This window comes from Nocardia sp. NPDC052254, assembly GCF_040679495.1.
Taxonomy (GTDB): Bacteria; Actinomycetota; Actinomycetes; order Mycobacteriales; family Mycobacteriaceae; genus Nocardia.
The window spans coordinates 163,613-188,377 of the sequence record NZ_JBFAUW010000007.1; the positions used below are offsets into that span (position 1 = coordinate 163,613).

At 67.0% G+C, this 24,765-nt stretch carries 29 protein-coding genes and 2 riboswitches; of the genes, 8 read left to right on the forward strand and 21 right to left on the reverse strand.

Translation table 11 applies throughout. The features are described 5' to 3' along the window. Positions 1–43: 43 nt before the first annotated feature. The 4 genes from AB0L57_RS19545 to AB0L57_RS19560 all read right to left on the reverse strand — a co-directional run bounded on the left by AB0L57_RS19545 (position 44) and on the right by AB0L57_RS19560 (position 4,183). Positions 44–1,252: a hypothetical protein gene (locus AB0L57_RS19545; RefSeq protein ID WP_364963860.1), complete on the reverse strand. Its 1,209-nt coding sequence runs from the start codon at positions 1,250–1,252 to the stop codon at positions 44–46. Positions 1,253–1,331: 79 nt separating this feature from the next. Next, complete coding sequence (rsgA, locus tag AB0L57_RS19550; RefSeq protein WP_364964308.1) at positions 1,332–2,333, reverse strand: ribosome small subunit-dependent GTPase A; 1,002 nt, start codon at positions 2,331–2,333, stop codon at positions 1,332–1,334. Further along, positions 2,330–3,649, reverse strand: a complete 1,320-nt coding sequence (gene aroA / locus AB0L57_RS19555) for a 3-phosphoshikimate 1-carboxyvinyltransferase (protein ID WP_364963863.1) — start codon at positions 3,647–3,649, stop codon at positions 2,330–2,332. The genes rsgA and aroA overlap by 4 nt, the downstream gene beginning before the upstream one ends. A 15-nt stretch (positions 3,650–3,664) precedes the next feature. Continuing rightward, positions 3,665–4,183 carry an alpha/beta fold hydrolase gene (locus AB0L57_RS19560; RefSeq protein ID WP_364964312.1) on the reverse strand — a complete coding sequence of 173 codons (519 nt, stop codon included), beginning with the start codon at positions 4,181–4,183 and terminating at the stop codon, positions 3,665–3,667. Between AB0L57_RS19560 and AB0L57_RS19565 the strand changes: the two genes are divergently transcribed. Further along, a complete protein-coding gene (locus tag AB0L57_RS19565; RefSeq protein WP_364963865.1) occupies positions 4,138–4,329 on the forward strand; it encodes a hypothetical protein in 192 nt (63 codons plus the stop codon). The genes AB0L57_RS19560 and AB0L57_RS19565 overlap by 46 nt on opposite strands. A 57-nt stretch (positions 4,330–4,386) precedes the next feature. Here AB0L57_RS19565 and AB0L57_RS19570 read toward each other — a convergent pair whose 3' ends face one another. Next, positions 4,387–5,928, reverse strand: a complete 1,542-nt coding sequence (locus AB0L57_RS19570; protein WP_364963868.1) for an aldehyde dehydrogenase family protein — start codon at positions 5,926–5,928, stop codon at positions 4,387–4,389. Positions 5,929–6,073: 145 nt separating this feature from the next. On the opposite strand from AB0L57_RS19570, the gene AB0L57_RS19575 reads away from it, so the two are divergent. Continuing rightward, positions 6,074–6,907 (forward strand): SOS response-associated peptidase, encoded by an 834-nt coding sequence (locus AB0L57_RS19575; protein WP_364963870.1) that lies wholly within the window; start codon positions 6,074–6,076, stop codon positions 6,905–6,907. 29 nt (positions 6,908–6,936) lie between these two features. On the opposite strand, the gene AB0L57_RS19580 is transcribed toward AB0L57_RS19575, so the two are convergent. The 3 genes from AB0L57_RS19580 to AB0L57_RS19590 all read right to left on the reverse strand — a co-directional run bounded on the left by AB0L57_RS19580 (position 6,937) and on the right by AB0L57_RS19590 (position 8,546). Next, on the reverse strand, positions 6,937–7,263 hold the full coding sequence (locus tag AB0L57_RS19580; RefSeq protein ID WP_364963873.1) for a hypothetical protein: 327 nt from the start codon (positions 7,261–7,263) through the stop codon (positions 6,937–6,939). Positions 7,264–7,398: 135 nt separating this feature from the next. After that, positions 7,399–7,899, reverse strand: coding sequence for a MarR family transcriptional regulator (locus AB0L57_RS19585; protein ID WP_364963875.1), 501 nt, complete (start codon positions 7,897–7,899; stop codon positions 7,399–7,401). 146 nt (positions 7,900–8,045) lie between these two features. Next, entirely contained in the window at positions 8,046–8,546 is a 501-nt protein-coding gene (locus AB0L57_RS19590; RefSeq protein WP_364964315.1) for an aminoacyl-tRNA deacylase, read from the reverse strand. A 455-nt stretch (positions 8,547–9,001) separates the two neighbouring features. Between AB0L57_RS19590 and AB0L57_RS19595 the strand changes: the two genes are divergently transcribed. From AB0L57_RS19595 to AB0L57_RS19610, 4 genes are all read left to right on the forward strand, one after another. Then, a complete protein-coding gene (locus AB0L57_RS19595; RefSeq protein WP_364964317.1) occupies positions 9,002–9,616 on the forward strand; it encodes a sigma-70 family RNA polymerase sigma factor in 615 nt (204 codons plus the stop codon). A 44-nt stretch (positions 9,617–9,660) separates the two neighbouring features. Next, on the forward strand, positions 9,661–9,927 hold the full coding sequence (gene rsrA, locus AB0L57_RS19600; RefSeq protein WP_364964320.1) for a mycothiol system anti-sigma-R factor: 267 nt from the start codon (positions 9,661–9,663) through the stop codon (positions 9,925–9,927). Between the two features lie 389 nt (positions 9,928–10,316). After that, a riboswitch (adenosylcobalamin (AdoCbl) riboswitch) is annotated at positions 10,317–10,465 on the forward strand. A gap of 8 nt (positions 10,466–10,473) precedes the next feature. Then, the gene (locus AB0L57_RS19605) at positions 10,474–10,689 is read left to right on the forward strand and encodes a CbtB-domain containing protein (RefSeq protein ID WP_364963878.1); all 216 of its coding nucleotides are present in this window, start codon (positions 10,474–10,476) and stop codon (positions 10,687–10,689) included. A gap of 405 nt (positions 10,690–11,094) precedes the next feature. Next, positions 11,095–11,796: a hypothetical protein gene (locus AB0L57_RS19610; protein WP_364963881.1), complete on the forward strand. Its 702-nt coding sequence runs from the start codon at positions 11,095–11,097 to the stop codon at positions 11,794–11,796. A 4-nt stretch (positions 11,797–11,800) separates the two neighbouring features. Here AB0L57_RS19610 and AB0L57_RS19615 read toward each other — a convergent pair whose 3' ends face one another. The 4 genes from AB0L57_RS19615 to AB0L57_RS19630 are packed head-to-tail and all read right to left on the reverse strand — an operon-like array spanning position 11,801 to position 15,864. Then, positions 11,801–12,304 (reverse strand): flavin reductase family protein, encoded by a 504-nt coding sequence (locus AB0L57_RS19615; RefSeq protein WP_364963883.1) that lies wholly within the window; start codon positions 12,302–12,304, stop codon positions 11,801–11,803. Positions 12,305–12,321: 17 nt separating this feature from the next. Continuing rightward, entirely contained in the window at positions 12,322–13,233 is a 912-nt protein-coding gene (locus AB0L57_RS19620) for a CoA ester lyase (protein ID WP_364963886.1), read from the reverse strand. 51 nt (positions 13,234–13,284) lie between these two features. Continuing rightward, positions 13,285–14,487, reverse strand: a complete 1,203-nt coding sequence (locus tag AB0L57_RS19625; RefSeq protein ID WP_364963889.1) for a CoA transferase — start codon at positions 14,485–14,487, stop codon at positions 13,285–13,287. Beyond that, a complete protein-coding gene (locus AB0L57_RS19630; protein ID WP_364963892.1) occupies positions 14,488–15,864 on the reverse strand; it encodes an LLM class flavin-dependent oxidoreductase in 1,377 nt (458 codons plus the stop codon). Between the two features lie 70 nt (positions 15,865–15,934). On the opposite strand from AB0L57_RS19630, the gene AB0L57_RS19635 reads away from it, so the two are divergent. Then, entirely contained in the window at positions 15,935–16,624 is a 690-nt protein-coding gene (locus tag AB0L57_RS19635; protein WP_364963896.1) for a GntR family transcriptional regulator, read from the forward strand. On the opposite strand, the gene glyA is transcribed toward AB0L57_RS19635, so the two are convergent. After that, entirely contained in the window at positions 16,588–17,892 is a 1,305-nt protein-coding gene (glyA, locus tag AB0L57_RS19640; protein WP_364963900.1) for a serine hydroxymethyltransferase, read from the reverse strand. The genes AB0L57_RS19635 and glyA overlap by 37 nt on opposite strands. A gap of 130 nt (positions 17,893–18,022) precedes the next feature. Further along, positions 18,023–18,225: riboswitch (cobalamin riboswitch) on the reverse strand. A gap of 208 nt (positions 18,226–18,433) precedes the next feature. On the opposite strand from glyA, the gene AB0L57_RS19645 reads away from it, so the two are divergent. Beyond that, positions 18,434–18,652 carry a hypothetical protein gene (locus tag AB0L57_RS19645; RefSeq protein ID WP_364963904.1) on the forward strand — a complete coding sequence of 73 codons (219 nt, stop codon included), beginning with the start codon at positions 18,434–18,436 and terminating at the stop codon, positions 18,650–18,652. Here the strand turns inward: AB0L57_RS19645 and AB0L57_RS19650 are convergent. The 8 genes from AB0L57_RS19650 to AB0L57_RS19685 form a co-directional block, all read right to left on the reverse strand. Beyond that, a complete protein-coding gene (locus AB0L57_RS19650; RefSeq protein WP_364963907.1) occupies positions 18,649–20,292 on the reverse strand; it encodes a GMC family oxidoreductase N-terminal domain-containing protein in 1,644 nt (547 codons plus the stop codon). The two genes, AB0L57_RS19645 and AB0L57_RS19650, sit on opposite strands and share 4 nt — an antisense overlap. Before the next feature lie 106 nt (positions 20,293–20,398). Beyond that, positions 20,399–20,980, reverse strand: coding sequence for a carboxymuconolactone decarboxylase family protein (locus AB0L57_RS19655; RefSeq protein WP_364963911.1), 582 nt, complete (start codon positions 20,978–20,980; stop codon positions 20,399–20,401). Further along, complete coding sequence (locus AB0L57_RS19660) at positions 20,980–21,300, reverse strand: hypothetical protein (protein WP_364963914.1); 321 nt, start codon at positions 21,298–21,300, stop codon at positions 20,980–20,982. The genes AB0L57_RS19655 and AB0L57_RS19660 overlap by 1 nt, the downstream gene beginning before the upstream one ends. A 77-nt stretch (positions 21,301–21,377) precedes the next feature. After that, positions 21,378–21,587: a hypothetical protein gene (locus tag AB0L57_RS19665; RefSeq protein ID WP_364963917.1), complete on the reverse strand. Its 210-nt coding sequence runs from the start codon at positions 21,585–21,587 to the stop codon at positions 21,378–21,380. 172 nt (positions 21,588–21,759) lie between these two features. Beyond that, positions 21,760–22,245 carry a DUF2231 domain-containing protein gene (locus AB0L57_RS19670; RefSeq protein ID WP_364963919.1) on the reverse strand — a complete coding sequence of 162 codons (486 nt, stop codon included), beginning with the start codon at positions 22,243–22,245 and terminating at the stop codon, positions 21,760–21,762. 282 nt (positions 22,246–22,527) lie between these two features. Continuing rightward, entirely contained in the window at positions 22,528–23,079 is a 552-nt protein-coding gene (locus AB0L57_RS19675; protein ID WP_364963922.1) for a CYTH domain-containing protein, read from the reverse strand. Positions 23,080–23,133: 54 nt separating this feature from the next. Beyond that, positions 23,134–23,838 (reverse strand): phosphatase PAP2 family protein, encoded by a 705-nt coding sequence (locus AB0L57_RS19680; RefSeq protein WP_364963925.1) that lies wholly within the window; start codon positions 23,836–23,838, stop codon positions 23,134–23,136. A 105-nt stretch (positions 23,839–23,943) separates the two neighbouring features. Next, positions 23,944–24,678, reverse strand: coding sequence for a nuclear transport factor 2 family protein (locus AB0L57_RS19685; protein ID WP_364963928.1), 735 nt, complete (start codon positions 24,676–24,678; stop codon positions 23,944–23,946). Between the last annotated feature and the right edge of the window lie 87 nt (positions 24,679–24,765).

A 24,765-nucleotide genomic window follows, 5' to 3' on the forward strand; every position in this document is an offset into this window, starting at 1 on the left:
GGCGTCGCATCGGCGCCGGCGCGCGATGTCCGGGCCCCGGGGATCAGGCCAGCACGACGTCGGCGCGGGCCAGTGCCGCGAGGGTGGGCGGTTCGGGCCAGTGCCGGACCTCGAATCGTTCCGGAGTCAATCCGGGTACGGCCGTGATCCCGGTGATCCGCGCGGCCGTGTCGAACGGGACGGTGCACAGGGTGCTGACTTCCTCCTGCTCGTCCATGATGCAGAACGCGATGTAATCGGCTCGGGGCAAAAGGAATTCGGCGCCCTCGCCCCAGGTGGTGATGGTGAATGGGCCGTCGTCTCCGTCCACGAAGAGCGGGGTGGCGGGGAAGGCCGGTTCGAGGTCGAACTCCTCGATTTCGAGGTCGGTGTCGAACCGATCGCCGATCCACTCCGATTGCGTGGTGTACTCGGTGACGGCGAGGCCCGCGGCGGCCCGCTGGGCGGCGGGCAGTGCCGGATGTGGTCCGGCTCGATCGAAAGGCACGACGGTGCCGTGATCATCGAGTGTGTAGCCCTGCGGTGACAGCGGTCGGGGCGCCTCCCGATACTGCTCCTCGACGATGTCGAAAATCCGGTCCAGGATCTCCGGATCGTCGGGCACCAGCAGCAAGCTGTCCACATCGGGAATGAACACGACCGGCCGAAAATCCGGAGTAGCCAGTGCCGCAAGCCATTCCGACATCAGCGGATACGACGAGAAGTATCCGCTGCCATCGTCGACGAATCGGCTCAGCGCCCCCGGTGAGAGCGCGGCCGCCGACAGGGTGGCGGCCAGATTCTCCCGGGCGCAGGCGAAGATCTCTTCGGCCGGCACACCCCATCGTTCGGCGTCGTTGGTGGTGACGATCGCGCGGGTGTCCTCCCGGTCGATCGCCACCAGTTCGTTGATGAACGGAAATGCTTCGCGCGACAGTAGATCCGGCGTCTTCCCGGGTGCTCCGAGACCATAGGTCGCCGTGCGCAGAATCGGCCGCAGTGCGCCGCGGACGTCATTCCAGGCCGCCCTCTCGGGGGCGTCGGTACTCATGAGCGCGGCGAGGAACCGATCGATCCGCGCATCACGCTCATCCTGGGCCATGCCGTCGGTCTGGTGGAAGATATTGCTCAGGAACAACACTTGATCGTCACCGACCGTGATCGCGAACTCGTCCGCCTGATAACGGACGCGTGCCGATCCCACCGCCCCGGATCTGGCCAATCGGAGCATGACGTGCTGTGCGAATGTGTACTGCTGCTCATGTGTTCCCACAGTGGAAGAACTCTATGAGGGCTTACCGTATTGTGCCCAGTGGCGCCGCGTTCCCGCTGGTGGCGAGTCGGGAGAGGGCTCAGCCGTTGCCGACGACCCACGGGTCGTTGGAGTTCAGCGCCGTGAGCAGTAGACGAATCGCGGCCACGCGGCGTTCCTTGCCCGGCAGTTCGTCCAGCGCGCACTCGGGATCCGCGGGCGGGCCCAGATGGGTGCAGCCGCGGGGGCATTTCTCGATGGCCTCCGACAGATCGGGGAAGGCGACGATGACGTCGTCGGGCGAGATGTGGGCCAGGCCGAAGGAGCGAATGCCCGGAGTGTCGATGACCCACCCGCCGTCGACCAGGGGCAGGGCCACCGACTGGGTGGAGGTGTGCCGGCCTTTACCGACACCGGATACCGTTCCGACGGCGCGATCTGCCTCGGGGACGAGGCGATTCACCAGTGTCGACTTACCGACTCCGGAGTGGCCGAGCAGGCAGGTGAGGGAATCCTGGAGAAGTCGGTGGATCGGCTCGAGGGGATCGTCGCGGCCGCCATGAACGATGGTGAGATCCAGATCGGCGAATTCCGAGGCGAATTCGGAGTCCGCGGCCAGATCGTGTTTGGTGAGGCACAGGACAGGGCGCAGGCCACCCGCGTAGGCGGCGACCATGGCCCGTTCGACGAAACCGGTGCGAGGCGGTGGATCGGCGAGGGCGACCACGATGAACAGCTGTTCGGCATTGGAGACCACGATCCGCTCGAACGGATCGGTGTCATCGGCGGTGCGGCGCAGGACGGTTCGGCGGTCGGCGACACGCACGATACGTGCGAGAGTGTCGGGTTTTCCGGACAGGTCGCCGACCACATCCACCTGATCGCCGACCACGATGGGAGTGCGTCCCAGCTCGCGGGCCCGCATCGCCACCACGTGCCGATCCGGATCACCGCCCAGGACACAACCCCAGCGTCCCCGGTCCACCGAAACCACCATGGCCGACATCGCATCTCGATGTTCGGGCCGTGTCTTGGTGCGGGGACGCGAACCCCTGCCCGGGCGGACCCGGACATCGGATTCGTCGTACTCCCGGCGCCTCAGTGGGCCGCTCCCTCACCCGATAACGTGTCGGCGCCGGACAGCATCGACTCCCACAGGGTGACGAATTGCGGCAGGGTCTTGGCGGTGGTGCCGATGTCCTCGATGCTGACGCCGGGTACCCGCAGGCCGAGAATGGCTCCCGCCGTGGCCATCCGGTGATCGGCGTAGGAATGCCACCGGCCGCCCTGCAGCGGGGTGGGCTCGATGGCGAGGCCGTCCTCGGTTTCGGTGACCTTGCCGCCGAGACGGTTGATCTCGGTGGTCAGCGCCGCCAGCCGGTCGGTCTCGTGGCCGCGCAGATGGGCGATCCCGCGCAGTCGCGACGGTGAATCGGCCAGTGCCGCAAGGGCGGCCACGGTCGGGGTCAGTTCACCGACATCGTGCAGGTCGATATCGATACCGGCGAGGCTGCGCGGGCCGCGCACGGTGAGCTTGCCGTCGAAGCGGCGGGCCTCGGCGCCCATGCGGACCAGGATCTCGCGGATCACATCACCGGCCTGGGTGGTGAGCTGCGGCCAGTGTGGAATGGTGACCTCGCCGCCGGTGACCGCGGCGGCGGCCAGGAAAGACGTGGCATTGGACAGGTCCGGTTCGACCTCCCAGTCGACCGCGTGGATCGGTCCGGGCTGGACGGTCCAGACCTGTTCCTTGCGCGGATCGGTGGGCGCCTCGATACGGACCCCCGCCTGGCGCAGCATCTGCACCGTCATCTCGATGTGTGGCAGGGATGGCAGCGGGGCGCCCTGATGGCGCACGGTGAGCCCGGATTCGAAATGCGCCGCCGACAACAACAGCCCGGAGACGAACTGTGACGAACCGGAGGCGTCGATGGTGACCTCACCGCCGCGCAGCGATCCGCTTCCGCGCACGACGAACGGCAGGGTGTCGCCGTCGATATCGACTCCGAGGGTGCGCAGCGCGTCGAGGATCGTGTTCAGTGGGCGGGCGCGAGCCTGCTCGTCACCGAAGAACGCGACATCGCCCTGGGCCAGCGCTGCGACCGGCGGCAGGAAGCGCATCACGGTGCCGGCCAGTCCGCAGTCGACGGTGGCATTGTGCAGATGCTCAGCCGGCGTGACCGCGAGCACGTCGGCGTCGCCGGTGATCGCGGTGCCCATCGCGCGTAATGCCGCGATCATCAGCTCGGTGTCCCGGCTGCGCAGGGCACCGCTGATGGTCGCGGGGCGGTCGGCGAGCGCGGCCAGGATCAGTGCCCGGTTGGTGATCGATTTGGACCCGGGCAGGGTGACGGTCGCGTGCACGGCATGGTCGATATGGGGCGCGGGCCAGAAACTCACCGCACCATCTTCTCTCATGGGAGGGGCGCTGTGTCAGGCGCTCCACCAATTGGTGATGGCCGCGCCATCTCCGCGGCGGCATCGGACTGCGCGAAATGGCCGGCTCCGTGCACGATCACCGTCGTGTGGTGGGGAAGTTTCGATGGGTCCGCCCGCGACCCGGGAGGCGATCTTCGCCGTCGGAGTGCCGTTCAACGGCCAGGCCCAGGTATTGGCCAGGACGAGGTGAGAGAACGGTACGGGCCGTTGCCCGGCCGCGGCGAGGCCGATCGGCCCGCCCCGATCGTGGGCGACGAGGGTGATACCGGACTGTCCGAGCAGGTCGAGGAAGGCGACGACCACGGCGGAATGTTCCTCGGGGGAGTATCGGTTGCCGGGTGCCGCGGTGGACGGTCGGAATCCGGGGTGGTCCAGGGCGATGCTGCGGAATCGATTCCGCAGCGCGGGGACGGGCGGCCGACGAACCCGCGGAGACCGGGGTCGAGGTCGACGGCACTCTCGCCACCGTGCGGATCGATCCGTCCGGAGTGCATGTCGGACTCGACGGTGAATCGCGTCCGGCGACGGTGCTGCGCGCGGACATCGCCGTGGTGCTGAGCCCGGCCTCGGGGATGTTGCCGGTCGAGCAGGTGGTCGGGGCCGGCGAGCTGACGGGAGACGAGCGCGATCTGATCGCGATGTTCGGCGCCGGTCGATGACGAAATGCCGTGGGCTCGCACCGAATTCGATGCGAGCCCACGGAAAGCCTTGCGGCGCTATTTGTTCCGACCGTGCAGCAGCGGAACCATGCGGCGCAGCAGCTTCATGGTGGCATCGGTGCGCTTGTAGCTCATCAGCGCCATGCCCGGAATCGCGAAGCGCTGCACCGCGATCGAGTGCGGGCTGGTGAACTCCAGCAGGCCGGGCTCACCGTGGATGCGGCCGATTCCGGAATCGCCGACGCCGCCGAAGGGCAGGGCCGCGATGGCCGCGAATCCGAGGACCGAGTTCACCGAGGTCGCACCGGCCCGCAGGCGCCGGGCGATCTCGAGGCCGTGCTTGCGCGAGTAGACCGCCGAGCCCAGTCCGTACTTCGACTTGTTCGCGAGTTCGACGGCCTCGTCGACACTGTCGACGGTGCGGATGGTGACGGTCGGACCGAAGGTCTCCTCGCACACCGCGTCCGAGTCCTCGTCGACATCGACCAGCACCACCGGTTCGACATAGGGGGCGTGCACCGAATCCGGGCCGCCCACGATCGCGGTGCCGCCGTTGGCCAGCGCCGATTCGATGTGCCGGCGCACGATGTCGATTTGCGAGGGCATGGTCATCGGGCCGTAGGAGGCCTTGTTGTCGGAGCCGGAGTGCACATCCGACAGGATCTTCTTCACCTCGGCGAGGAATGGTTCACGGATCGACTTGTCGACGTACACCCGCTCCACACCGGCACAGGTCTGGCCGCTGTTCATGGTCGCGCCGTACGCGACCGCGTCCGCCGCGGCGGCGATATCGGCATCGGGGGCGACGATGACCGCGTCCTTACCGCCACACTCCAGCAGAACGGGGGTCAGCGATTCGGCGGCGGCGGCCATGATCTTCTTACCGGTCGCGGTGGATCCGGTGAAGGCGATCTTGTCGACACCGGCTTGGACCAGCGCGGCACCGGTGGCGCCGTAGCCGTTGATCGTGGTGAAGACGCCGTCGGGCAGTTCGGGATTGGCGTCGGCGAAGGCCTGGGTGACGAAATTGCCGATGCTGGTCGAGTACTCACTCGGCTTGAACACGACGGTATTGCCCGCGGCCAGCGCATAGGCCAGGGAACCGTTGGGCGTGTACACCGGGTAGTTCCACGGCCCGATCACCCCGATCACGCCGAGCGGGCGCTGCTCGATGGAGGCGGCGAAGTTCGACATCAGCGCGCCGGGGGAGACCTTCTTGGGCTTGAGCAGTTTCTCGGCGTGCTTGGCTGCCCAGGCGATGTGCTCGAGGGCCAGCATCATTTCCAGATACGCGTCGTCGCGCGGCTTGCCGTTCTCGGCGTGGATCAGATCGCAGAATTCGTCGGCGCGCGCGACCAGGCGACTGGACCAGCGCAGCAGTGCGCGCTTGCGGGCGGCGAAGCCGAGTCCGCTCCAGACGGGCGCGGCCGCGCGGGCCTTGGCGACGGCCGCGCGAACCGCCGCTTCGTCGGCGATGGGGTGAGTGGCGAGGACCTCGCCGGTGGCCGGATTCACCGAGGTGAGCTCGGTGGCCGGGGCAGATGCGGATGCCGTCGCCGCGGCGGCGGTGGACTCAGCGGTGGATTCGGTGGTGGACATGATTCGGCGACCCCTATTGAGAGAGTTGTGGCAAGAAGTTCTCACACCCAAGATGTGATGTCAACCGCCTTCAGTTGTCTGTTCTCGTCGCGCGGATACCTCCGAGCTTACGGTCGTCGTCGGTGCGCGATGGCAGCATGGAGACATGTGCGGCAGATATGCGACCACGGCGAATCCGGCGAGGTTGGCGGTCGAACTCGACGCTCTGGACGAGACCGGCGACAGCATCGCCCCGGGGAACGGCACGGCTGCGCGGGCCGGCGAATCCGGCGCGGGTGCGCCTGGTGCGAATTACAACGTCGCACCGACGAACCGGGTACTCACCGTGGTTCGCCGCCACGATCACGATCATCCCGACGACGATCCCGCGCTGCGCATCCGCCGCATGCGATGGGGGTTGGTGCCGGTGTGGGCCAAAGCCGGTGAGCCGGGGGTTCCGGCCAAGGGGAAGCCCCTGTTCAACGCCCGCGCCGATCGGGCCGCAACCGCGCCCTCGTTCCGGGACGCGGTCAAGAAGCGGCGCTGTCTGGTGCCGATGGACGGGTGGTACGAGTGGCTCGCCGAACCGCACCCCACGGGGTCGGGCAAGGCGGTCAAGCAGCCGTACTACATGTCCGATGCCGACGGGCACCGGTTGTACATGGCCGGGTTGTGGTCGGTCTGGCGGGATCCGGAGCACCGGGACATGGCACCACTGCTGTCCTGCACGATCCTGACCACCGACGCGGTCGGTGACCTCACGCGCATTCACGATCGGATGCCGCTGATGATGCCGCGCGCGCAGTGGGACGCGTGGCTCGATCCCGACCATCCGGCACCGGCCGATCTATTGGAAACCCCAGGGGCGCAGCTGGTTTCGTCGATCGTCGCGCGACCGGTCGCACCTCTGGTGAATTCGGTGCGCAACAACGGGCCGCGGTTGCTGGACCCGGCGCCCGGCGCGAGTGGCGAGGAGGCCGGGCAGATCAGCCTGATCTGAACCCCGGCCCCCGGCGCGCTGCGGTGTGGCTAGTCGCATTTCACGGTCGGTGCCGCGATGTTGAGCCCGCATTTCAGCAGGTGCGCGCTCATGTTGATGATGTCGGTGGCGGTGGCTCCGCCCAACTTCTCGGCCCTTTCGGCCCGTGGATCCTTCTCTGTCCGCGGCTCCTTCTCCGGCTTGCCCGGCTGCTCGGCTTCGCCACCACCCAGCGGAAAGTTCGGATTGCGGGCGGGAACCGCTGGGCGGGGTGCCGCATTCGCCGGTGCGGTGGTGAGCAGACCGGCTCCCAGCGGGAGAAGTGCGGCGCCGGTGGCCGCGACGATCAGGCTGCGCACGCGCGGACGGTGGGTCATTTCGCATCACATCCTCGGTTCGAAACGAATCGGGGGTAGAACGAACTGCCCGACAAGTAACGCACAGCCGGCGGTGTGGTTCGTGTGATTCCTGTGAATCGCACCCGTGGTTCTGCGTGTCCGGCCGGAGTGTCGCTATCCGTCCTTCTCGGGTGCCACTGCCTCCGGATGTACATCCGTGGCCAGCATCGCCGGGCGCGCGGCCTCGTAATCGTCGACGAAGCGATGGAACAGGATCGCGAACTGCTCGCGGTCGGCGTCGTTCCAGTCGGTCAGGATGCGCCCGATCATCTCGTTGCGCAGGGCGCGCAGGTGCACGGCCATCTCCCGGCCGGCTTCGGTGACGATCAGCACACTGGCGCGGCCGTCGTCGGGGTCGGCCTCGCGACGGAGCAGGCCCCGTTTGACCAGCCCGGCCACCTGCCTGCTGATGGTGGAGGCATCGGAGTACATGGCCTCGGCCAGGGTGCCCGACCGCATCGGCCCATCGCTGAGCAGCCGGAAGATGATGCGATACGCGGAGGTGTCGACCTCGCCATGAGAAGCGGCCGCGACCTGGGCATTCGTTCGCTCTCGGATGCGCCCGAGGCGAATCAGCTGCTGGCCGATCGTGTCGGTCACCTGTTCGCCGTCCATCTCCGCGGCCTCCTGCTGTGCGTCCCCGCCGTGTCACCGGCGGCGACCAACTACTTGCGGCAATCAACTATTTGTATACACAAAGCGGTTGTGATGTGGCGATGTTTCGGACCGCGCCGGCGCCGGCTGCCGGGGGCACCGACGGGTCAGGGGCCCGCGACGGGAGCGGTGACGGCGGTGGTGAGACGGATCAGATCGGCCGGTGCCAGCTCGATCTCGAGCCCGCGACGACCGGCGCTGCACAGCACGCGATCCCAATTCGAGGCGGAATCGTCGATCACCGTCGGTAGTGCACGCCGCTGACCCAATGGTGACACTCCGCCCAGGACATAGCCGGTGATGCGTTGTGCCTTGACCTTGTCGGCCATCGCCGCCCTGGGCGCGCCCAGCGCCGCGGCGGCCGCTTTCAACGACAGCGATCGCGGCACCGGTACCACCGCCACGGCCGCGGCTCCGGTGGACAGTTCGATGACGAGCGTCTTGAAGATCTGCTCGGCGCTGACACCCACCCGCTCCGACAACGCCGCGACCGCCTCGTCGCCGTAGTTGTCGCTGCGCGGATCGTGCGGATACGAATGCACCACATGGGGGACCCGGGCACGGATCAGCGCTCCGATCGCGGGTGTGGATGCGGCCATGCCGGCCACCGTACCGATGTCCGTTTCCACCCGGCAAACGGGATTTCTGCCTGTCGGCGGGGTCGGCCGGGAACACAGCGGGCGCTTGCCATGTTGAACTGTTCCGCCAGCACGGAGCGGTTGTCAGCACAACCGCACGCGACCCAGACAGCTCGAAGGAGAAGCCGGTGACCGTCCTCGTCGACGAACGCCCGGTAACGATCGGCGACTCGCACGCGTACTCGCTGATCGACATCGTGACCCCGGACACCGGGTTCGGCCGGCATCCCGCGCGCGCGGTAGATTCAACTGCTACGGCGACCGAAGGGACTTCCGTGACGAGCGACGACGAACTGGCGGCCGATCGCCCCCGCGGTGAGAGCGCGGGCGGTTCCCGGCCGGAAGACATCGAGATCCCCGACGACCCGGTGGAAGACGAGGCGACCGCCTCGTCCGATGCCGCCGTAGAGGTCGGGGAATCCACCGTGCGCAGCACTGCCGACGACACCGAACTCGCCCGGCGCTTCGAGCGCGACGCACTTCCGCTGCTGGATCAGCTCTACGGCGCGGCCCTGCGGATGACCCGTAATCCGGCCGATGCCGAGGATCTGGTGCAGGAGACCTTCGCCAAGGCGTACCAGGGCTTCCGGTCGTTCCGGGAGGGCACCAACCTACGCGCCTGGCTGTATCGAATCCTCACCAACACCTACATCAACTCCTACCGCAAGAAGCAGCGCCAGCCCGCGCAGTATCCGACCGACGAGATCACCGACTGGCAGCTCGCCGCCACGGCCGAGCACACGTCCACCGGTCTGCGATCCGCGGAGATGGAGGCGCTCGAGGCCCTGCCCGACGACGACATCAAGGCTGCCCTGCAGTCGCTGCCCGAGGAATTCCGCATGGCGGTGTACTACGCCGACGTGGAGGGCTTCCCCTACAAGGAGATCGCCGACATCATGGGGACTCCGATCGGCACCGTCATGTCCCGGCTGCATCGCGGACGTAAGCAGCTCAAGGGGCTGCTGGCCGATGTCGCACACGAGCGGGGGTTCGACCGGAACCGACCGGGCAACGGCGCGCGTCAGGAGGTAACCCAGTGAGCAACAGTGGGCACGAGCACGACGATCGGGGCGCTGGGGACGGAATGGAGCTGGACTGTTCGGCGGTGCTCACCGACGTGTGGCTCATGCTCGACGGCGAATGCGACGATGCCACCCGGGCGCGTCTGCAGCACCACATGGACCATTGCTCTCCATGTATCGAGGCCTACGGCCTGGAGGAGAAGCTCAAGCGGCTGCTCAGCCGCAAATGCGGTGGTGACCGGGCTCCCGAATCACTGCGTGAGCGGCTCACCCTTGAGATCCGGCAGGCGGTCACGATCACCGAGACCCGGGTCGAACCGGAGCGCTGAGCACACACTCATGAAAGCCGAATGCGGCATGCCATCCATCGATGACATGCCGCATTCGGCGTTTATCGCACGGCGCGACGGCTCAGGAGTTCGGCCGCTTGCCGTGGTTGGCCGCATTCTTGCGGCGGCTGCGCTTCTTACGCCCACGCTTACCCATCGGTATCTCCCTTCTGGCCCCTGGACGGGGATCAACCCGCCTCAGGTGCGAGTTCCGGGAGAAAAGGTTACATGCGGCCGGGCCGGACGCCGCAATCGGCCGTCTCGCCAGGTACCGCTCGTCAAGGATCGGATCGCGCCGCGGCGGGCGTGACCGGAGCCGCGGACGGCCCGGCGGAAGTGCGGTTTTCGAACGAGTCCACCCCGGTGGATTGACCTCGGCATTCGCGTTCTCTTATGGTGATACGAGCGATGAGTAGAGGAACCCGGTGAGATTCCGGGACGGTCGCGCCGCCGTGTGGAGTTTGTCGGAACTTCGAGTCGGACCCTTGATCGTCGCCGGTAGTAGTGCCCGGGGACGCGATATCCCCGTCAGGTGAGGAGAAGTTCATGGCCACGTCGTATGCACCTCAGGCCGGTATCCGGCCGGTGTCGCTGTCCATCCCGACCACGGCGTTGTGGCTGGCGGGAACGACCATCCTCGCGCTGCTGGCGTACTACTTCATCGGTGTGGATCAGGGCGCGGTGTCGATCTTCGGCAGCGATATGCATGTCCACGAATTCGTGCACGACGCACGTCATTTCCTCGGTTTCCCCTGCCACTGAGCACGCGGGTTTCACCGCCGGACGGCGAACCATCCGTCGGAGCTTGCCGGAGCTTCCTGGGATATTCGGTATTCGTCTGTGCCGGAAAACATTCAGTCATCGACACCGCGACCGGTGTGATCGCGGCATCCTCGGATGCCGCCGCAACGCCGCACAGTGGTCGATGAGGTGAGCTCGGCGCGCGGCTGTCGCCGTGCCGAGCCGACCGCCTCGACAGGCGGTCCGCAGCACCTCGCGTTGTCGTTCGTCTCATGACCGCGCCCGCATGAGCGGGACGGTCCCCTCGTCGTGCCGGCATCTGGAGAAGTCATGCCCTGCACGTCGCGATCGCCGCCGACGGTATCCACGGCGACCACGAGAGTCGCTGTCCACCAGGCCATTCCGATCGATCACCAAGGAAATCCCATGAAGACCAGGACCTCACTCGTTCTCGGCTCCGCGCTGACCATCGCGGCACTGACCGTCGCCGGTGGTACCGCGAATGCCGATGCCCCGGCGGCCCCGCAGGAACGGCCCGGCTCGACCGTGAGCACCGATGTGCTGCCCGGGATCCACTACACGGCCAATGTGGTCGACCACTCGGTGGTGCTGCGGACCGACGGCGGCCGGCTCAACGTGCGCGGCAACCAATTCGAAATCCTCGACGACAACGGCAATCTCGTCGCCGGCCTGCCGCTGACCTACAAGCACGATCAGCGGGACTGGCCGATCGCGGCGCAGGTCGACGGCCGGACCGCGGTGCTGACGCCCAGCACGAATCCGGCCGAGGCGGTCGCCTCGACGACACCGGATCTGACTCCGATCGATGATCAGGCCGACTTCAACGACGCCCTCGGTGTGGCGGCCAACCAGATCGGTCTCGCGACCGGTCTGGGTGTGCTCGTCGGAACCGCCATCGGCCTGGTCGGTGGTTGTGTGGCCGGTGCGCTGGTCGGCACCGCGCTGATGCCCCCGATCTTCTTCGCCGGTGCACCGGGCGGCTGCCTCGCGGGCGGCTCCGCCGGTGCCGCGCTCGGCGCCGCGGCGGGGACCATCATCCTGGGGGTTCCGGTCGCGGTGATCAGCGGGATCCAGTTCTTCGACACACTGAACAAGCCGAAGAACTAGCCCGTCACACCTCGGGTTCCTGCAGCCGGCGGAAGCCGTGGTCGTGGAAGACCAGCGGCCGCCCGCCCGCGCGAGTGGCTGTTCGATGGATGCCGAGGATGACCACCAGATGGTCACCGGCGTCCACGATGCTGTGCACCGAGCCCTCGACCCAGCAGGTTGCGCTGTCGATGAAGACGGCGTCCCGATCGCCGCGATGTACTCGCAGGTCCCGGAAGCGTTCGCCGCCGGGACCTGCGAGTGCCCGGGCCGCGGCGTGCTGGTCCGCGCCGAGCAGGCTCAGGCCCAGGCGCTCGGCGGTGGACAACTGCGGCCACGTCGTCGACGTGCGCTGCACGCAGAACAGCATCAGCGGCGGGTCCAGGGACACCGGCACCATGGTGCTGACCGCGAAACCGCAGGGCGCGTCGTCGATGTCGGCACATACCGCGACGACCCCGGCGGGGAAGGTCGCGAACATGTGCCGCAGCGCCAGTCCGTCGGTGCGTTCCTCGAGTAATTCGAGCATGGTCGTGCCTCGCCGGATCAGCCGCGAGCGGAAACGAGCGCCGCGCGGGCCAGTGTCGCCTCCGCCATCTTCACGTGTGCGGCGTCGACCAGTACGCCCTCGACGCCGACGGCGCCGCGTCCCCGCGCCTCGGCCGCGCGGTAGGCGGCGAGATTACGCTCGGCCAGCGCGATGTCGTCCGCGGTGGGCGCGTAGATCCGATTGGCGACGGGCACCTGATCGGGGTGGATCGCCCACTTTCCGGTATAGCCGAGCAGCGCCGACCGCCCGGCATCACGTTCGTAGCCGGTGAGGTTGCGATAGTCGGGATAGGGGGAGTCCAGGGCGTCGATCCCCGCGATCCGGGCGGCCACCAGCACCTTGTTCCGCGCGTAGTGCCAGAAGTCGCCCGGATAGTCACCCAGGGGCTCGAAATTGGTGTCCACCCGCGCACCCTGGGACAGCGAGAAGTCGCCGACACCGAAGATCAGCGCGTCGACCCGATCGCTCGCGACGGCGATGGCCTCGGCGTTCGCCAGCCCCTCGACCTCTTCGATCAGGACCTCCAGCCGGATGCGCCGGGACAGGCCGAGTTTGGTCTCCAGCTGGGTCAGCAGCATGTCCACCCACCAGACGTCGCGCGCCGTGCGCGCCTTCGGGACGACGATGGTCTCGAGCTTGTTCCCGGCCCTGGTGACGACCTCGATGATGTCGTCGTGACACCAGGGGGTGTCCAGCCCGTTGATCCGGATGGCGGGAACGGTTGTGCCCCAGTCGAGTTCGGTCAGCGCACGAATCGCCTTGCTACGGCCCTCGATCTTGTGCGCGGCGGGAACGGCGTCCTCGAGATCCAGGAAGACGAGATCCGCGCCGCACGACAGCGCCTTGTCGAACATGTGGTCGTTGACGGCGGGCAGTGCCAGCTCCGAGCGGCGCAACAGGTCGGTCATGGTCGAAATCCTTTGTGCTGTAATGGAAACAGTCTGTACCGGTGCAAGCGGTCAGAGCACGCCTTGCGCGCGCAGGGCGGACAGTTCGGTGTCGTCGAGTCCGAGCAGGTCCCGGTAGACCTCGGTGTTGTGGGCGCCGAGGCGAGGGCCGAGATGGGTGATGCTGCCGGGGGTCGCCGAGAACCGGGGTACCGGCGCCTGCACGGTCATGGTTCCCAATTCCTCGTCGGGTGTCCGGACGAAGACCTCGCGGTGGCGCAGTTGCTCGTCGCGTACCAGGTCGGCGGTGTCGTAAACCGGTGCGGCAGCGACCTGCTCGGCCTCGAAGACGGCCATCGCCTCGTCGAGGGTGTGTACCCGGACCCAGTCGGCGACCACCGCGTCGACCTCACTCGCCCGTTTCAGCCGGCGTTGCGGATCGGCGAAATCGGCGTCGGTGACCAGATCCGCACGACCGATCGCGCGAAATACCCGCAGCGCCAAGGCAGGTGAACTGCCCGACATGGCCAGCCATTTCCCGTCGGAGGTCCGGTAGGTGTTGCGTGGCGCCGAGATGTCCCAGCGGTTACCGCCTCGCTGAGCGACGATGCCCAGCTGGTCGTAGCCCAGCAGGTTCTGCTCCAGCAACCGGGCCAGCGGATCGATGAGGTTGATGTCGATGAGCTGCCCGGGCCCGCCGTGGACATCGCGGTGGTAGAGCGCCATCATCACCGCGTAGGCGGCATTGAGCGAGGCGATGCCGTCGGCGAGCATGAACGGTGGCAGGGTCGGCGGACCGCTCGATTCGCCGGTGGCATGGGCGAATCCGCTCATCGCCTCGCCGAGGGTGCCGAAGCCGGGGCGATCGCTCTTGGGGCCGTCGAGTCCGAAACCGGTGATGTGCAACATGACGACGCGGTCGTTCACCGCGCGCAGGCTCTCGTAGTCCAGGCCCCAGGCGCGCAAGGTGTGCGGACGGGTATTGGCCACGACCACATCCACCTGCTCCACCAGGCGTCGCAACAACTTCTGCCCCGGTTCGCGTCGCAGATCCAAGGTGACGCAGCGTTTGTTCCGGGCGATCGACTTCCACATCAAGCCGACGCCGTCGCGCTGATTGCCCCAGCCGCGCAACGGATCACCCGTCCCGGGCTGCTCCACCTTGATCACCTCGGCGCCGAACTCGCCCAGATAGGTGGCCGCCAGCGGAGCCGCGGCCAGGGTGGCGAAATCGAGTACCCGTATTCCGTGCAGCGGTTGTGTCGCCGGGTTCATCTACGCACTCGTCCCGAGGGGCACCACGGTGCGGCGCTGCGGGCGGGCCAGACCCAGGTGGTCACGCAGAGTCGTACCCGTGTACCGGGTGCGGAACAGGCCGGCGCGCTGCAGATGTGGCACGACCATCCGTACGACATCCTCGAACGCACCGGGCAGATGCGTTGCGGCCAGCACGAATCCGTCGCACGCGTCGCCGTGGAACCATTCGGCCATCTGCCCGGCGACCTGCGCGCCGGTGCCCACGAACCGCGGTCCCTGCAGCAGCGTGGCCCGATGCCCGGCGAGATCGCCGACCGTCACGGTCTCGCCGCCGAGATGGGCGCGCAGATTCTGGACCAGCCCGCGAATACCGCTGACCGAGGCGATCAGCTCATCGGTGACCGGATCGTCGAGCGCGTACTGCGCGAAGTCGTAGTTCATCAGCTCCGACAGCAGCGTCAGCGAAGCCATCGGATCCACCAGATCGTTGAGCAGCATGTCCTCGCGCTCGCGGGCATGGCGCTCGGTCTCACCGACCACGGCGTAGGCCATGGGGCAGATTCGTACCGCGGCCGGATCGCGGCCGGCATCCGACAGCCGGGCCTTCTGATCGGCGTAGTGCGCACGCGCCACCTCGAGGCCGGGATCGCCGGTGAAGATGACATCGGCCCACTGCGAGGCGAATTCGCGGCCGCGCCCGGAGGAGCCCGCCTGAATGATGACCGGCCGTCCCTGCGGTGTGCGGGGAACGGTCAACGGTCCGCGCGCGGTGAAGTACTGCCCCGAGTGGTTGAGTTCGTGCACCTTGTCCGGGTCGGCGTAGATGCCCGCGGCCCGATCGTGCACGATCGCGTCGTCTTCCCAGGTGTCCCACAGGCCGGTGACCACGTTCAGGAATTCGTCGGCGCGGTCGTAGCGCTCGTCGTGTCCGAGATGTGTTGCCAGGCCGAAGTTCTGGGCTTCGCCATCGTTGACGGAGGTGACCACGTTCCACGCCGCCCGCCCGCCGGACAGATGGTCCAGGGTGGAGAAGGTGCGCGCCACATGGAAGGGCTGGTAGTAGGTGGTGGAATAGGTTGCGCCCAAACCGATTCGGGAAGTGGCCTGGGACAACACGCCCAGGACCGCACCCAGATCCAGTTTCACCGGGCGGGCGCCGTGCCGGACCGCCTCGCCGACGCTGCCGCCGTAGATGCCCGGCATCGCCAGCCGGTCGTCGAAGAACATGAGGTCGAAACAGCCTTCTTCGAGCTGCCGGCCGATCTTCGCGTAGTAGGAGGCATCGAGATAACCGTGCTCGGTTGCCGGGTGTCGCCAGGAGCCCGCGTAGACCGAAGTGTTTCCCGCTTGCATGAAGGCGACCAGTGCCATGGTGTCGTCGCGCCGCTGAGCCATGGTTAGAAATCTAACATCTGATATATCAGATTTCAAACTTGGTATTGCCGCGCTGCTAGGCTCCCTGACCATGGCGGGTGTGGATATCTCGGGAACCGTGCGTGAGCGGGCCGCGCGTGAACTACGCGACCGCATCCTCACCGGAGTGCTGCCGGCCGGGGCGCGGATCGATCTCGACGCCATCACCGAGGAGTTCGCGACCAGTCGCACCCCGGTGCGAGAAGCGTTGCTGGAGTTGTCGTTCGAGGGGCTCGTGCGGGTCGCGCCGCGCAGCGGGATCACCGTGCTCGGGATCGGCGCCGCCGATATCAGCGACAGTTTCACCCTGCTCGGTGTGCTCACCGGTCAGGCCGCGGCGTGGGCGGCGCAACGTGCCACGGCCGAGGAGTTGGAGAACCTGCGCACCCTCGCGGCCGATGTCGAACGCCTGTCCGGCGACGATCGCATCGGGGAGGCCAACTGGCACTTCCACCAGGAGATCCACCGCGCCGCGCACTCGCCTCGGTTACTGGCCCAGATCAAGCTGGCGTCGCGGGTGGTGCCGTCGAATTTCCTGCGCATGTTCCCGGACCACGAACAGCACGCCCTGCACGAGCACACCCAACTGCTCGACACCCTCGCCGCCCACGATGCCGAACAAGCCCGAGCCCTCGCCGAACGGCATGTGCTCGATGCGGGGGAGTCGCTCGTCGGCTGGTTGCGGCAGCGCGAGTCGGCGGCCGATCAGCCGAGCAGTTTCCAGTCCTCGAGGCCCTCGTAGAGCGGGAGGTCCAGAGCCAGTTTGGAGACCCGTGCGCGCAGTGCGTCGAGGTCGGCGTTGCCGGCCAGGGCGGTGGCGATGATGTCGGACACCTCGGTGAACTCGGTGTCGCCGAAGCCGCGGGTGGCCAGTGCGGCGGTGCCGATACGCAGGCCGGAGGTGACCATCGGCGGGCGCGGGTCGAACGGAACGGCGTTGCGGTTCACCGTGATTCCGACCTCGTGCAACAGATCCTCACCCTGCTGACCATCCAGAACGGAGTTACGCAGGTCGACCAGCACCAGGTGCACATCCGTTCCGCCGGTGAGCACGGTGATTCCGCGATCGCGGACGTCGGCGGCGGTGAGCCGCTCGGCCAGGATCTTCGCACCGCGCAGCGTGCGCTCCTGCCGGTCACGGAATTCCTCGGTGCCGGCGATCTTGAACGCGGCGGCCTTCGCGGCGATCACATGCATCAGCGGACCGCCCTGCTGCCCCGGGAACACCGCGCTGTTGAGCTTCTTGCCGAACTCCTGCTTGGCCAGGATCAGACCCGAGCGGGGACCACCGAGAGTCTTGTGCACGGTCGAGGAGACGATGTCGGCGTGCGGGACGGGTGAGGGGTGCAGCCCGGCGGCGACCAGACCGGCGAAGTGCGCCATGTCGACCCACAGGTAAGCGTCGATCTCGTCGGCGATCTCGCGGAAGGCCGCGAAGTCCTGGTGCCGGGGATAGGCCGACCAGCCGGCCACGATCACCTTGGGTTGTACCTCGTGGGCCTGTTTGCGCACCTGATCCATATCGATGCGATGGTCCTGTTCGGAAACGCCGTACGAATGGACCTCGTAGAGTTTGCCGGAGAAGTTCAGGCGCATGCCGTGGGTGAGGTGACCACCATGGGCGAGGTCGAGACCGAGGAGCTTCTCACCCGGGTTCATCAGCGACATGAGTACCGCGGCGTTGGCCTGCGCACCCGAATGCGGTTGCACGTTGGCGAATTCGGCGCCGAACAACTCCTTGACCCGATTACGCGCCAGATCCTCGACCACATCGACATGCTCGCAACCACCGTAATAGCGGCGACCCGGATACCCTTCGGCGTACTTGTTGGTCAGCACACTGCCCTGCGCCTGCAGCACCGCGCGCGGCACGAAATTCTCCGACGCGATCATCTCGAGGGTGTCGCGCTCACGGGCGAGCTCGCCCGCCATCGCGGCAGCCAGCTCCGGATCGAGCTCGACAAGCGACAGGTTGTCGAGCGAAGAGGTACGGGCAGTGGAAGCGACCATGATGAACTCCGTCGGCTGGCAAGGGACAGCCACCGCCCTACTGAGCACACCCCGATCCACCTCGCTCCGGGGACACCGGTGCGAACGGCAGGTGACGCGCCCGATCCACGAGGCGGCGACCGCCGGATGCGGCGCATCCGGCACAACGGGCAGGTCTTCGGACTCGCGGGCACCGGACCAGAATCGGGCCGACCTACTGACCGTCGCTTCCCGGATGCGCGCATCCAGTGCTCGTGACGGCGTTCGTTCCTGCTCACCGCTGCGGGACAGTCCCGGAATTCCACCGGGTTCCCTCTTCACCCCACGTCGGCACACCGTGTGCCGCGTGTGGCTTCGACGCCGATGACCGAGCGGGGGCTCCCGGCACCGTGATCATGGCGAACCAGCTGCGCGGGCAGCATACTGCGCCGTCCGGCGCGACGGCACACCCGGGGTTTCGACCGGCTCCTGAAAAGGACTTCAGCTCACTTCAGGAGCCATTCAGGCGCATCTTGCGATTCTTGCCGCTGTCGGACAACAGACAGCGACGAGAGGGGCGTACATGAACTCGACGGTGCGAATCGGCGGGCAGCTCTACCGACTGATCGGCAAGTCCCGGCTGTCGGTGCTGTCGCGCGCCTGCTACGGCAAGCATCGTTTCACCGTGGAGCGTGTCTGCGACGGTTCGCTGTGGGAGGCGTTCGGCGCCCGGCTCACTCCGGGCTCGGAGCTGGTGCGCCGTCGCGACGACGCGGGAGCTCGCTGGAGTGTCAACAGCTAACCGGCGGTGATGAATTCGGCGCACCGTTCGCCGATCATGTACGAGGGCGCGTTGGTGTTGCCGCCGGTGACGCTGGGCATGATCGAGGCATCGGCCACCCGCAGGCCCTCGATACCGCGGACCCGCAGCTGCGGGTCCACCACCGCGCGTTCGTCGACTCCCATCCGGCAGGTGCCGACCGGGTGATACACCGAATGCACCCGGGTCGGCAGCTCCCGGCGCAGTGCCGTCTCGTCGAAGTAGTCCGGACCGGGAGCGAGCTCCTCGACCACATCACCCGCGATGGCCTTGTGCGCCATGATCTCCCGGATCATCCGCATACCCTCGATGAGGAATTCGGTGTCGGCGGGATCGGTGAGATAGCCGGGGTCGATGAGCGGGGAATCCAGCGGATCCGCCGAGGCCAGGGTCAGCTCACCGCGACTCTTGGGATAGATCAGGGTGGGGAAGATGGTCAGCGCCGCGCGGCGGTCCACGGTGTGCAGTGTGTCCTCGTCCTGATTCGGCGTCGGATATCCCCATGGCAGGGTGTGGATCTGCATGTCCGGAACATCGTGGGCGAAGGAGGTTTTCACGAATCCGACCATCTCGAACATGGTCCGTCCGAACCAGCTGCTGCCCGGCCGATACAGCTCGCGCAGGACGGCCGGGGCGAAATGTGTGGGCGTGCTGCGGTGTACGGCGTTCTTGGAGATGAACGTCATCGGCACGAACAGGTGGTCGTGCAGGTTCTGTCCGACCGGCAGATCCGCGTGCACCTCGATACCGAGTTCACGCAACTTCGCGGCCGGGCCGATTCCGGACAGCATCAGAATCTGCGGCGACCCCACGACGCCGCCGGAAACGATCACTTCCTTGCCTGCGCGGATCTGGTACCGGCCCTGCCTGCCGATCACCTCCACGCCGGTGGCCCGGCCGCCGGTGACGACGACGCGCGCGACGTGCGTGTCGGTCACCACCGTCAGATTCTTATTCGGTCGGTTGGTGAGATAGCCGCGGGAAGAGCTGTAGCGCAGCCCGTTACGCACACTCTGCTGGAAGGTGCTGATGCCTTCCTGGGATTCACCGTTGTAGTCCGCGATCTCCGGCACCCCGAGCGTCTCGGTGGCGGCCTGCGTGAACTGCCGGGCGATGGGGGTCAGGTGCTGCTGCCGGGTGACCTCGATCGGCCCGCCGGCCCCGCGCAGTTCGCCGGCCCCGTCCTCCCAGTTCTCGAGCCGCTTGTAGGCCGGCAGCACCTCGTCGTAGCTCCAGCCCGCACAGCCCTCGGCGGCCCAGGAATCGAAGTTGGCCTTGTTGCCCCGCACGAACAGCATGCCGTTGACCGAACTGGATCCGCCCAGCACCTTGCCCCGGGTCATCGGAATCCTGCGATCGTGCGCGTGCTTCTGCGGGGTGGAGTACTGCTTCCAGGTGACGCGCTTCTTCAGCTGCGGCACCGTGTGCACCATCGCGATCGATCCCGGCATGGTGACCAGCCGGGTGTTGTCCCTGCGCCCGGCCTCCAGCAGGATCACGCTCGCCCCGGATTCCGCCAGCCGGCCGGCGACGATCGCGCCGGCGCTGCCCGCGCCGACGACGACGTAGTCGGCCTCGGTCGCGCTGCCGCGTCCGGACGCTCCGACGGATTTTTCGCTCATAGCTCACGCACCTCGCCTTGGACAACTGTCTGGACAGTACTCTTGGCGATTGCGCGCGGCAAGGGGTGATCGGTGGCCGCGTGGCTCCCGGAGTGGGCGACTCGGCTCAGCGGTAGCCGCGTTCGATCAGATACTTTGCGCCCGAATCGAATCCCGCCGGGCTGAGCAGTTCGAAGTCGAAGGCGTCGGCGAGACGATTGGTGATGTCGAAGGCGGCGCAGACCGCCAGCGCGTCCTCGATGCCGGCCGGGGAGACGCCCGTGGCCAGTACCGCGCGCATGTCGTCGGCGGTCACCGCGGCGCCCCTGGTGAGCCTGCCCAGTAGATGTAGCGTGGCTCGCAGGCCGTCCGGGATCGGTGCGGAATCCGGATCACTCAGTGCCGCGGAGACTTTCGCATCGTCGGCGTAGGCCATACGAGCCGTCGCGGTGTGCGCGCCGATGCAGAAGGCACACTGGTTGACCTGGGATACGTAGGCTGCCATGAGTTCTCGATCCGCGACCGACCACTCCGATGGACCGCGCATCGCCTCATGGGTGAACTTCTTGGCGTGGGAGCCATAGAAATCGGGCCGGTAGAAGGTCAGTTTCGCGGCGTCGGGCAGCTGCTGCCCGGTGAGCAGGCGGATGATCCGGAACAGGATCTTGGTGCCGGGGCGGTAACCGTGGTTCAGGATTCCGGGACGCATCAGCCGTCCGCCTTCCCGCCGGTGGCCTCGGCCAAGGCCGCGAGTCCCGACTCGTACATGCGTGACGAGTGCCCGACAGCGGCGGCTGTCACCAGCTCGAACAGCTGATCCTCGTCGAAACCGGCGGCGCCGGCCGTGGCGAAGTCCGCGTCGGTGATCTCGGCGGGCCGGCTGACGACCTTGTCGATCAAGGGGCGCAGGGCTGGTGGAAGGTCGGCATTGCGGAAGGTGCGATCGCGCAGCTCCGCCGAGACGGCGCCCTTGCCGGTGCGGATGCGATCCGCCAGTTCTCGGTACCTCGATTGCTTTTCGTTCGGCACGACGGCCTCCGTCTCTCGTGCGCCGATCGGTGGCGTTCGGTCATCATGACCATGGGCGTTCCCGGGCGCGGCCGGTTTCACATGAGCTCGACCTCGTCGAAGGCGACGGTCATGGCGTGGCGGCGCTCGCGCAGCACATTCCCTTCGCGGTGTACCACTCCTTCGCTGAATTCCAGGCGCAGCGTGGCCCGGCGCAGATCGACCTCGCGTACGACTCCGCAGATGCCGCTGAACGGGCCGCGCGGAAATATGACGACGTCACCCGGTCCGAACGCGCTGGAGCTCATGGCGTCAGACTAATCGGCGCCGGGCTCCTCGGCCGGGTTCGGCGCGGGGTCATCGGGTACCACGACGAGACCGATGACGTGCCGGGTCCGGCCGTCGCCGGGACGGGAGTGAGCGCGGCGGGGGAGCACGGCCTGTTTCGGCACGACGAGATTCGACCTCTGGGCGCGAGTGTTATCCGCTCTTCCTCAGATGTGTGATCTCGTTGCCCCACACCGAATGTGCGCCCGCATCACCGACGCGATAGATCTGGATGATCGATGCGATGCCGACGACGACGGCGAGTATCGCGACGGCCACCCGGGCGAGGGTGGCGGGGTTCGGGCGGCGTTGTTCGGCGAGTCGCAAGGCCGTCAGGAGTACGGCGACCACGAGCAGCGCGATGGCGAAGTACAGCATCGTGCCGCCACGGTCGGCGTGTTCGCGCAGCGTCGGCGACGGATTCTTGCGCAGGTCGTAGAGCCACTCGCCGGCATCGATGGTGATCGGTGTCAGGGCCATGGTGATCGCCGCGAGGATCAGGGTCAGCCACAGCAGTGCGCCGCGTCGTGCGGCGGGCCACAGTGCGCACACGATCTCGAGTACGGCGGTCAGGGGGACGAGGACGACCACGAAATGTACGAGCAGTACGTGCGCGGGAAGACCGTTGATTTCGTCCATCACACTCCTCGGCGAATCGGGACGATCGGGCGACGCAGCCCGGTCACCGCGGTGTGGGTCGATCGTATCGCCGCGGATCACGCTCGACCGGAGCCTCGGCTGCGAGTTCCCTGGGAATCGCGACGTCGCACGGAATACGATCACCGCTGGTGAGTCGCATGCATGACGTCTCGGTCACATCGACACGGACGCGTTACGGGCCGCCGCCGTTGCGTTCGGCGCGGGTGTGCGGCCGGCCCGGCGGAGATCCCCCGATGACGTGAGCCCCGCCGGCGCCACGGCCTACCGCGTGCCCCGGGGCTCTCGGAAGCGAAGTTCGGCAACGGTGTCGAGATCGATCCCGTGGCGGGCGTAGATCTTGATCGTGTTTTCTCCGGTGAGCTCGGATTCGGTGTAGCCGAGCAGCTCGGCGACCCGGATGACCTCCGCTGTCGTCGGTGCTTCGATCTCCAGGTACGGCGGAATCAGCGGCCAGTTGTCGATTTCGAGCTGTGCGCCGTCGAGAGTGAAGCTGGCGCGCTCGGTTTCCTGGTAGGACTTCGGCGTGAAGCCCAGTATTCCGAGAAGTTCGTTGGTGGCACCGAAGTCGTCGACGGTCACTTCCACTTCATGAGTTCCGTCGATGGCGTCGCCGGTGATCTGCTTGACCGCGAGTGTGACGCTGTTTCCATTGTCTCGCAGGCGGATCCACTTGGATTTGTCGCCGGGAGCGATGTCGTAGACGTAGCGGCGCATGAATCGTTCGCCGAGCTTCCGGCCTCCCTTGTCCAGAATGGTGCGTTCGGTGGTCTCGGGGTCGATATCGAGAACCTTGGCTTCGTGCTCGATGGGCATCATCGGCCTCCAATCGTCATCTCGACTGGATCGTTCCACATGAATTGTCCTGGGCTATAAAGAATTCCGTCCAGTACAGTCGCTCTCCGCCGACGTGGTGGACCACTCGCCGTGCGTATCGACCACCGATTTCGGAGGAACCTCGCCTGCCGCAGGCCCCGGACCGACGAACGCGGTGGTGAATCCCCAGCGCAGACGCGCCACCGCGGCGGGCAGCAGGCGTCTCCCGGAAAGAGCGCACAACAGTGCGACGGGACCGGCGATCACCAGTGCGCCCACGACATCATGCGGATAGTGCGCGCCGACGTAGACGCGGCTGAACCCTTCCACCACTGTGAGCAGGGCCGCGACCCACGCGAGTCGGCGCTCGACCACCCACAGCGCCCCGACCGTCGCTGCGGCGAAAGCGGTGTGGCCGCTGGGAAACGCGTAATCGGTGGTGACCGGACAGGTGTCGATGATGTAGGTGTGCGGCATCGAAACGCAGGGACGCGCCTCGGCGACGAGATTCTTCACCACCTCCACGGCGCCGAATCCGATCGCGACCGCGAGCGGAGCGGTGAGCGCGGCGGCCATGGTGGCGACATCCGCGCGTCGGGCGCGCCACCAGGCCAGGACGACAAGGGCCGCGAATACCACGAGCACGGCGTCGGTCGACCACTGCGCGGCGGTGTTGAGCCAGGGTGTGTCCCGCGCGAAGCCGGTGATCGTGACGAACAGCGAACCGTCGATACCCGAACCATCGAATGCGCTGTTCATGCCTCACCTGTGGGCCGGGTCGGCCACTTCTCGTCGGTCATACCGCCACTGTGCGGAAGGACTGCTGTGACGGCGCTGAGAACGCGATGCGACCGGCCTGTGTGACTACCGGATGTTCCCGAATCGAGACAGCAGTGCCGGCAGTTTCGAGGCGGCCATGAGTGCGCGGAACTGCCAGCTGTCGTCCCGGGGGAGGACACCGCCGCGCTGGGTGGCGTCGAGGAAGTCGTAGAGAGTTTCGCCTTCCTCCATGAGTCCGTCGGCGCTGAAGTGGTAGCGGTCGACGGCCGGGCACTGGATGAAGCGTCCGTTGCCGTGGATGACCGGCGCCGAATCGTCATAGGGATAGAGTCGCAGCGGGCCGGTCCAGTGACCGCTGCCGATGTAGCGGATGACGGTGCGTACGTTGCCTTCCGGCGTCACGTCGAGATAGACCTGATCGGGCAGCGGGTCGTAACGCCAGTCCGGGATCGCGTCGAAGAAGGCGAAGTTGTACTTCACGAACTCGTCGATGCCGACGATGGTGCGGCCGAAGGTGGTCACATCGGTGTAGCGGACATCGGGGGTGTAGAGCTCGTGATTGAGGCTCATGTCCCGGACCAGGAAACTCCACCAGTACTTCTTCGCCCAGGTCATCACCCAGCTCAGATCGACGCCGAGCTTGCTGTACGCCTCGAGCTTCCGTTCGAACTCACCGAACCACTCCAGGGTGGTGGCCTGCAGTTCCGCCTCCGGAATCGCGCGGATCGGCACGGCACGGTTGGAGTTCAGGAATTCCGGTACCGGCTTCGACAACCGGGGCTGCCGCAAGGCCTGCTGGAACTGTTCCTCGCTGAACATGATGATGCCTTTCACCTGGTCGATGGGGTGCGGACCGCGAGATGGGGGTGGTCTGCACCGCAAGGTGAATCATATGATTCATGTAGA

What these genes read in the sequence shown, in the direction of transcription:
- aroA (WP_364963863.1), bottom strand. Translation starts at nt 3,649, where the DNA reads ATGAGAGAAGATGGTGCGGTGAGTTTCTGGCCCGCGCCCCATATCGAC.
- AB0L57_RS19570 (WP_364963868.1), bottom strand. Translation starts at nt 5,928, where the DNA reads ATGTCCACCACCGAATCCACCGCTGAGTCCACCGCCGCCGCGGCGACG.
- AB0L57_RS19575 (WP_364963870.1), top strand. Translation starts at nt 6,074, where the DNA reads ATGTGCGGCAGATATGCGACCACGGCGAATCCGGCGAGGTTGGCGGTC.
- AB0L57_RS19580 (WP_364963873.1), bottom strand. Translation starts at nt 7,263, where the DNA reads ATGACCCACCGTCCGCGCGTGCGCAGCCTGATCGTCGCGGCCACCGGC.
- AB0L57_RS19585 (WP_364963875.1), bottom strand. Translation starts at nt 7,899, where the DNA reads ATGGACGGCGAACAGGTGACCGACACGATCGGCCAGCAGCTGATTCGC.
- rsrA (WP_364964320.1), top strand. Translation starts at nt 9,661, where the DNA reads ATGGAGCTGGACTGTTCGGCGGTGCTCACCGACGTGTGGCTCATGCTC.
- AB0L57_RS19605 (WP_364963878.1), top strand. Translation starts at nt 10,474, where the DNA reads ATGGCCACGTCGTATGCACCTCAGGCCGGTATCCGGCCGGTGTCGCTG.
- AB0L57_RS19610 (WP_364963881.1), top strand. Translation starts at nt 11,095, where the DNA reads ATGAAGACCAGGACCTCACTCGTTCTCGGCTCCGCGCTGACCATCGCG.
- AB0L57_RS19615 (WP_364963883.1), bottom strand. Translation starts at nt 12,304, where the DNA reads ATGCTCGAATTACTCGAGGAACGCACCGACGGACTGGCGCTGCGGCAC.
- AB0L57_RS19620 (WP_364963886.1), bottom strand. Translation starts at nt 13,233, where the DNA reads ATGACCGACCTGTTGCGCCGCTCGGAGCTGGCACTGCCCGCCGTCAAC.
- AB0L57_RS19625 (WP_364963889.1), bottom strand. Translation starts at nt 14,487, where the DNA reads ATGAACCCGGCGACACAACCGCTGCACGGAATACGGGTACTCGATTTC.
- AB0L57_RS19630 (WP_364963892.1), bottom strand. Translation starts at nt 15,864, where the DNA reads ATGGCTCAGCGGCGCGACGACACCATGGCACTGGTCGCCTTCATGCAA.
- AB0L57_RS19635 (WP_364963896.1), top strand. Translation starts at nt 15,935, where the DNA reads ATGGCGGGTGTGGATATCTCGGGAACCGTGCGTGAGCGGGCCGCGCGT.
- glyA (WP_364963900.1), bottom strand. Translation starts at nt 17,892, where the DNA reads ATGGTCGCTTCCACTGCCCGTACCTCTTCGCTCGACAACCTGTCGCTT.
- AB0L57_RS19645 (WP_364963904.1), top strand. Translation starts at nt 18,434, where the DNA reads ATGAACTCGACGGTGCGAATCGGCGGGCAGCTCTACCGACTGATCGGC.
- AB0L57_RS19650 (WP_364963907.1), bottom strand. Translation starts at nt 20,292, where the DNA reads ATGAGCGAAAAATCCGTCGGAGCGTCCGGACGCGGCAGCGCGACCGAG.
- AB0L57_RS19655 (WP_364963911.1), bottom strand. Translation starts at nt 20,980, where the DNA reads ATGCGTCCCGGAATCCTGAACCACGGTTACCGCCCCGGCACCAAGATC.
- AB0L57_RS19665 (WP_364963917.1), bottom strand. Translation starts at nt 21,587, where the DNA reads ATGAGCTCCAGCGCGTTCGGACCGGGTGACGTCGTCATATTTCCGCGC.
- AB0L57_RS19670 (WP_364963919.1), bottom strand. Translation starts at nt 22,245, where the DNA reads ATGGACGAAATCAACGGTCTTCCCGCGCACGTACTGCTCGTACATTTC.
- AB0L57_RS19675 (WP_364963922.1), bottom strand. Translation starts at nt 23,079, where the DNA reads ATGCCCATCGAGCACGAAGCCAAGGTTCTCGATATCGACCCCGAGACC.
- AB0L57_RS19680 (WP_364963925.1), bottom strand. Translation starts at nt 23,838, where the DNA reads ATGAACAGCGCATTCGATGGTTCGGGTATCGACGGTTCGCTGTTCGTC.
- AB0L57_RS19685 (WP_364963928.1), bottom strand. Translation starts at nt 24,678, where the DNA reads ATGTTCAGCGAGGAACAGTTCCAGCAGGCCTTGCGGCAGCCCCGGTTG.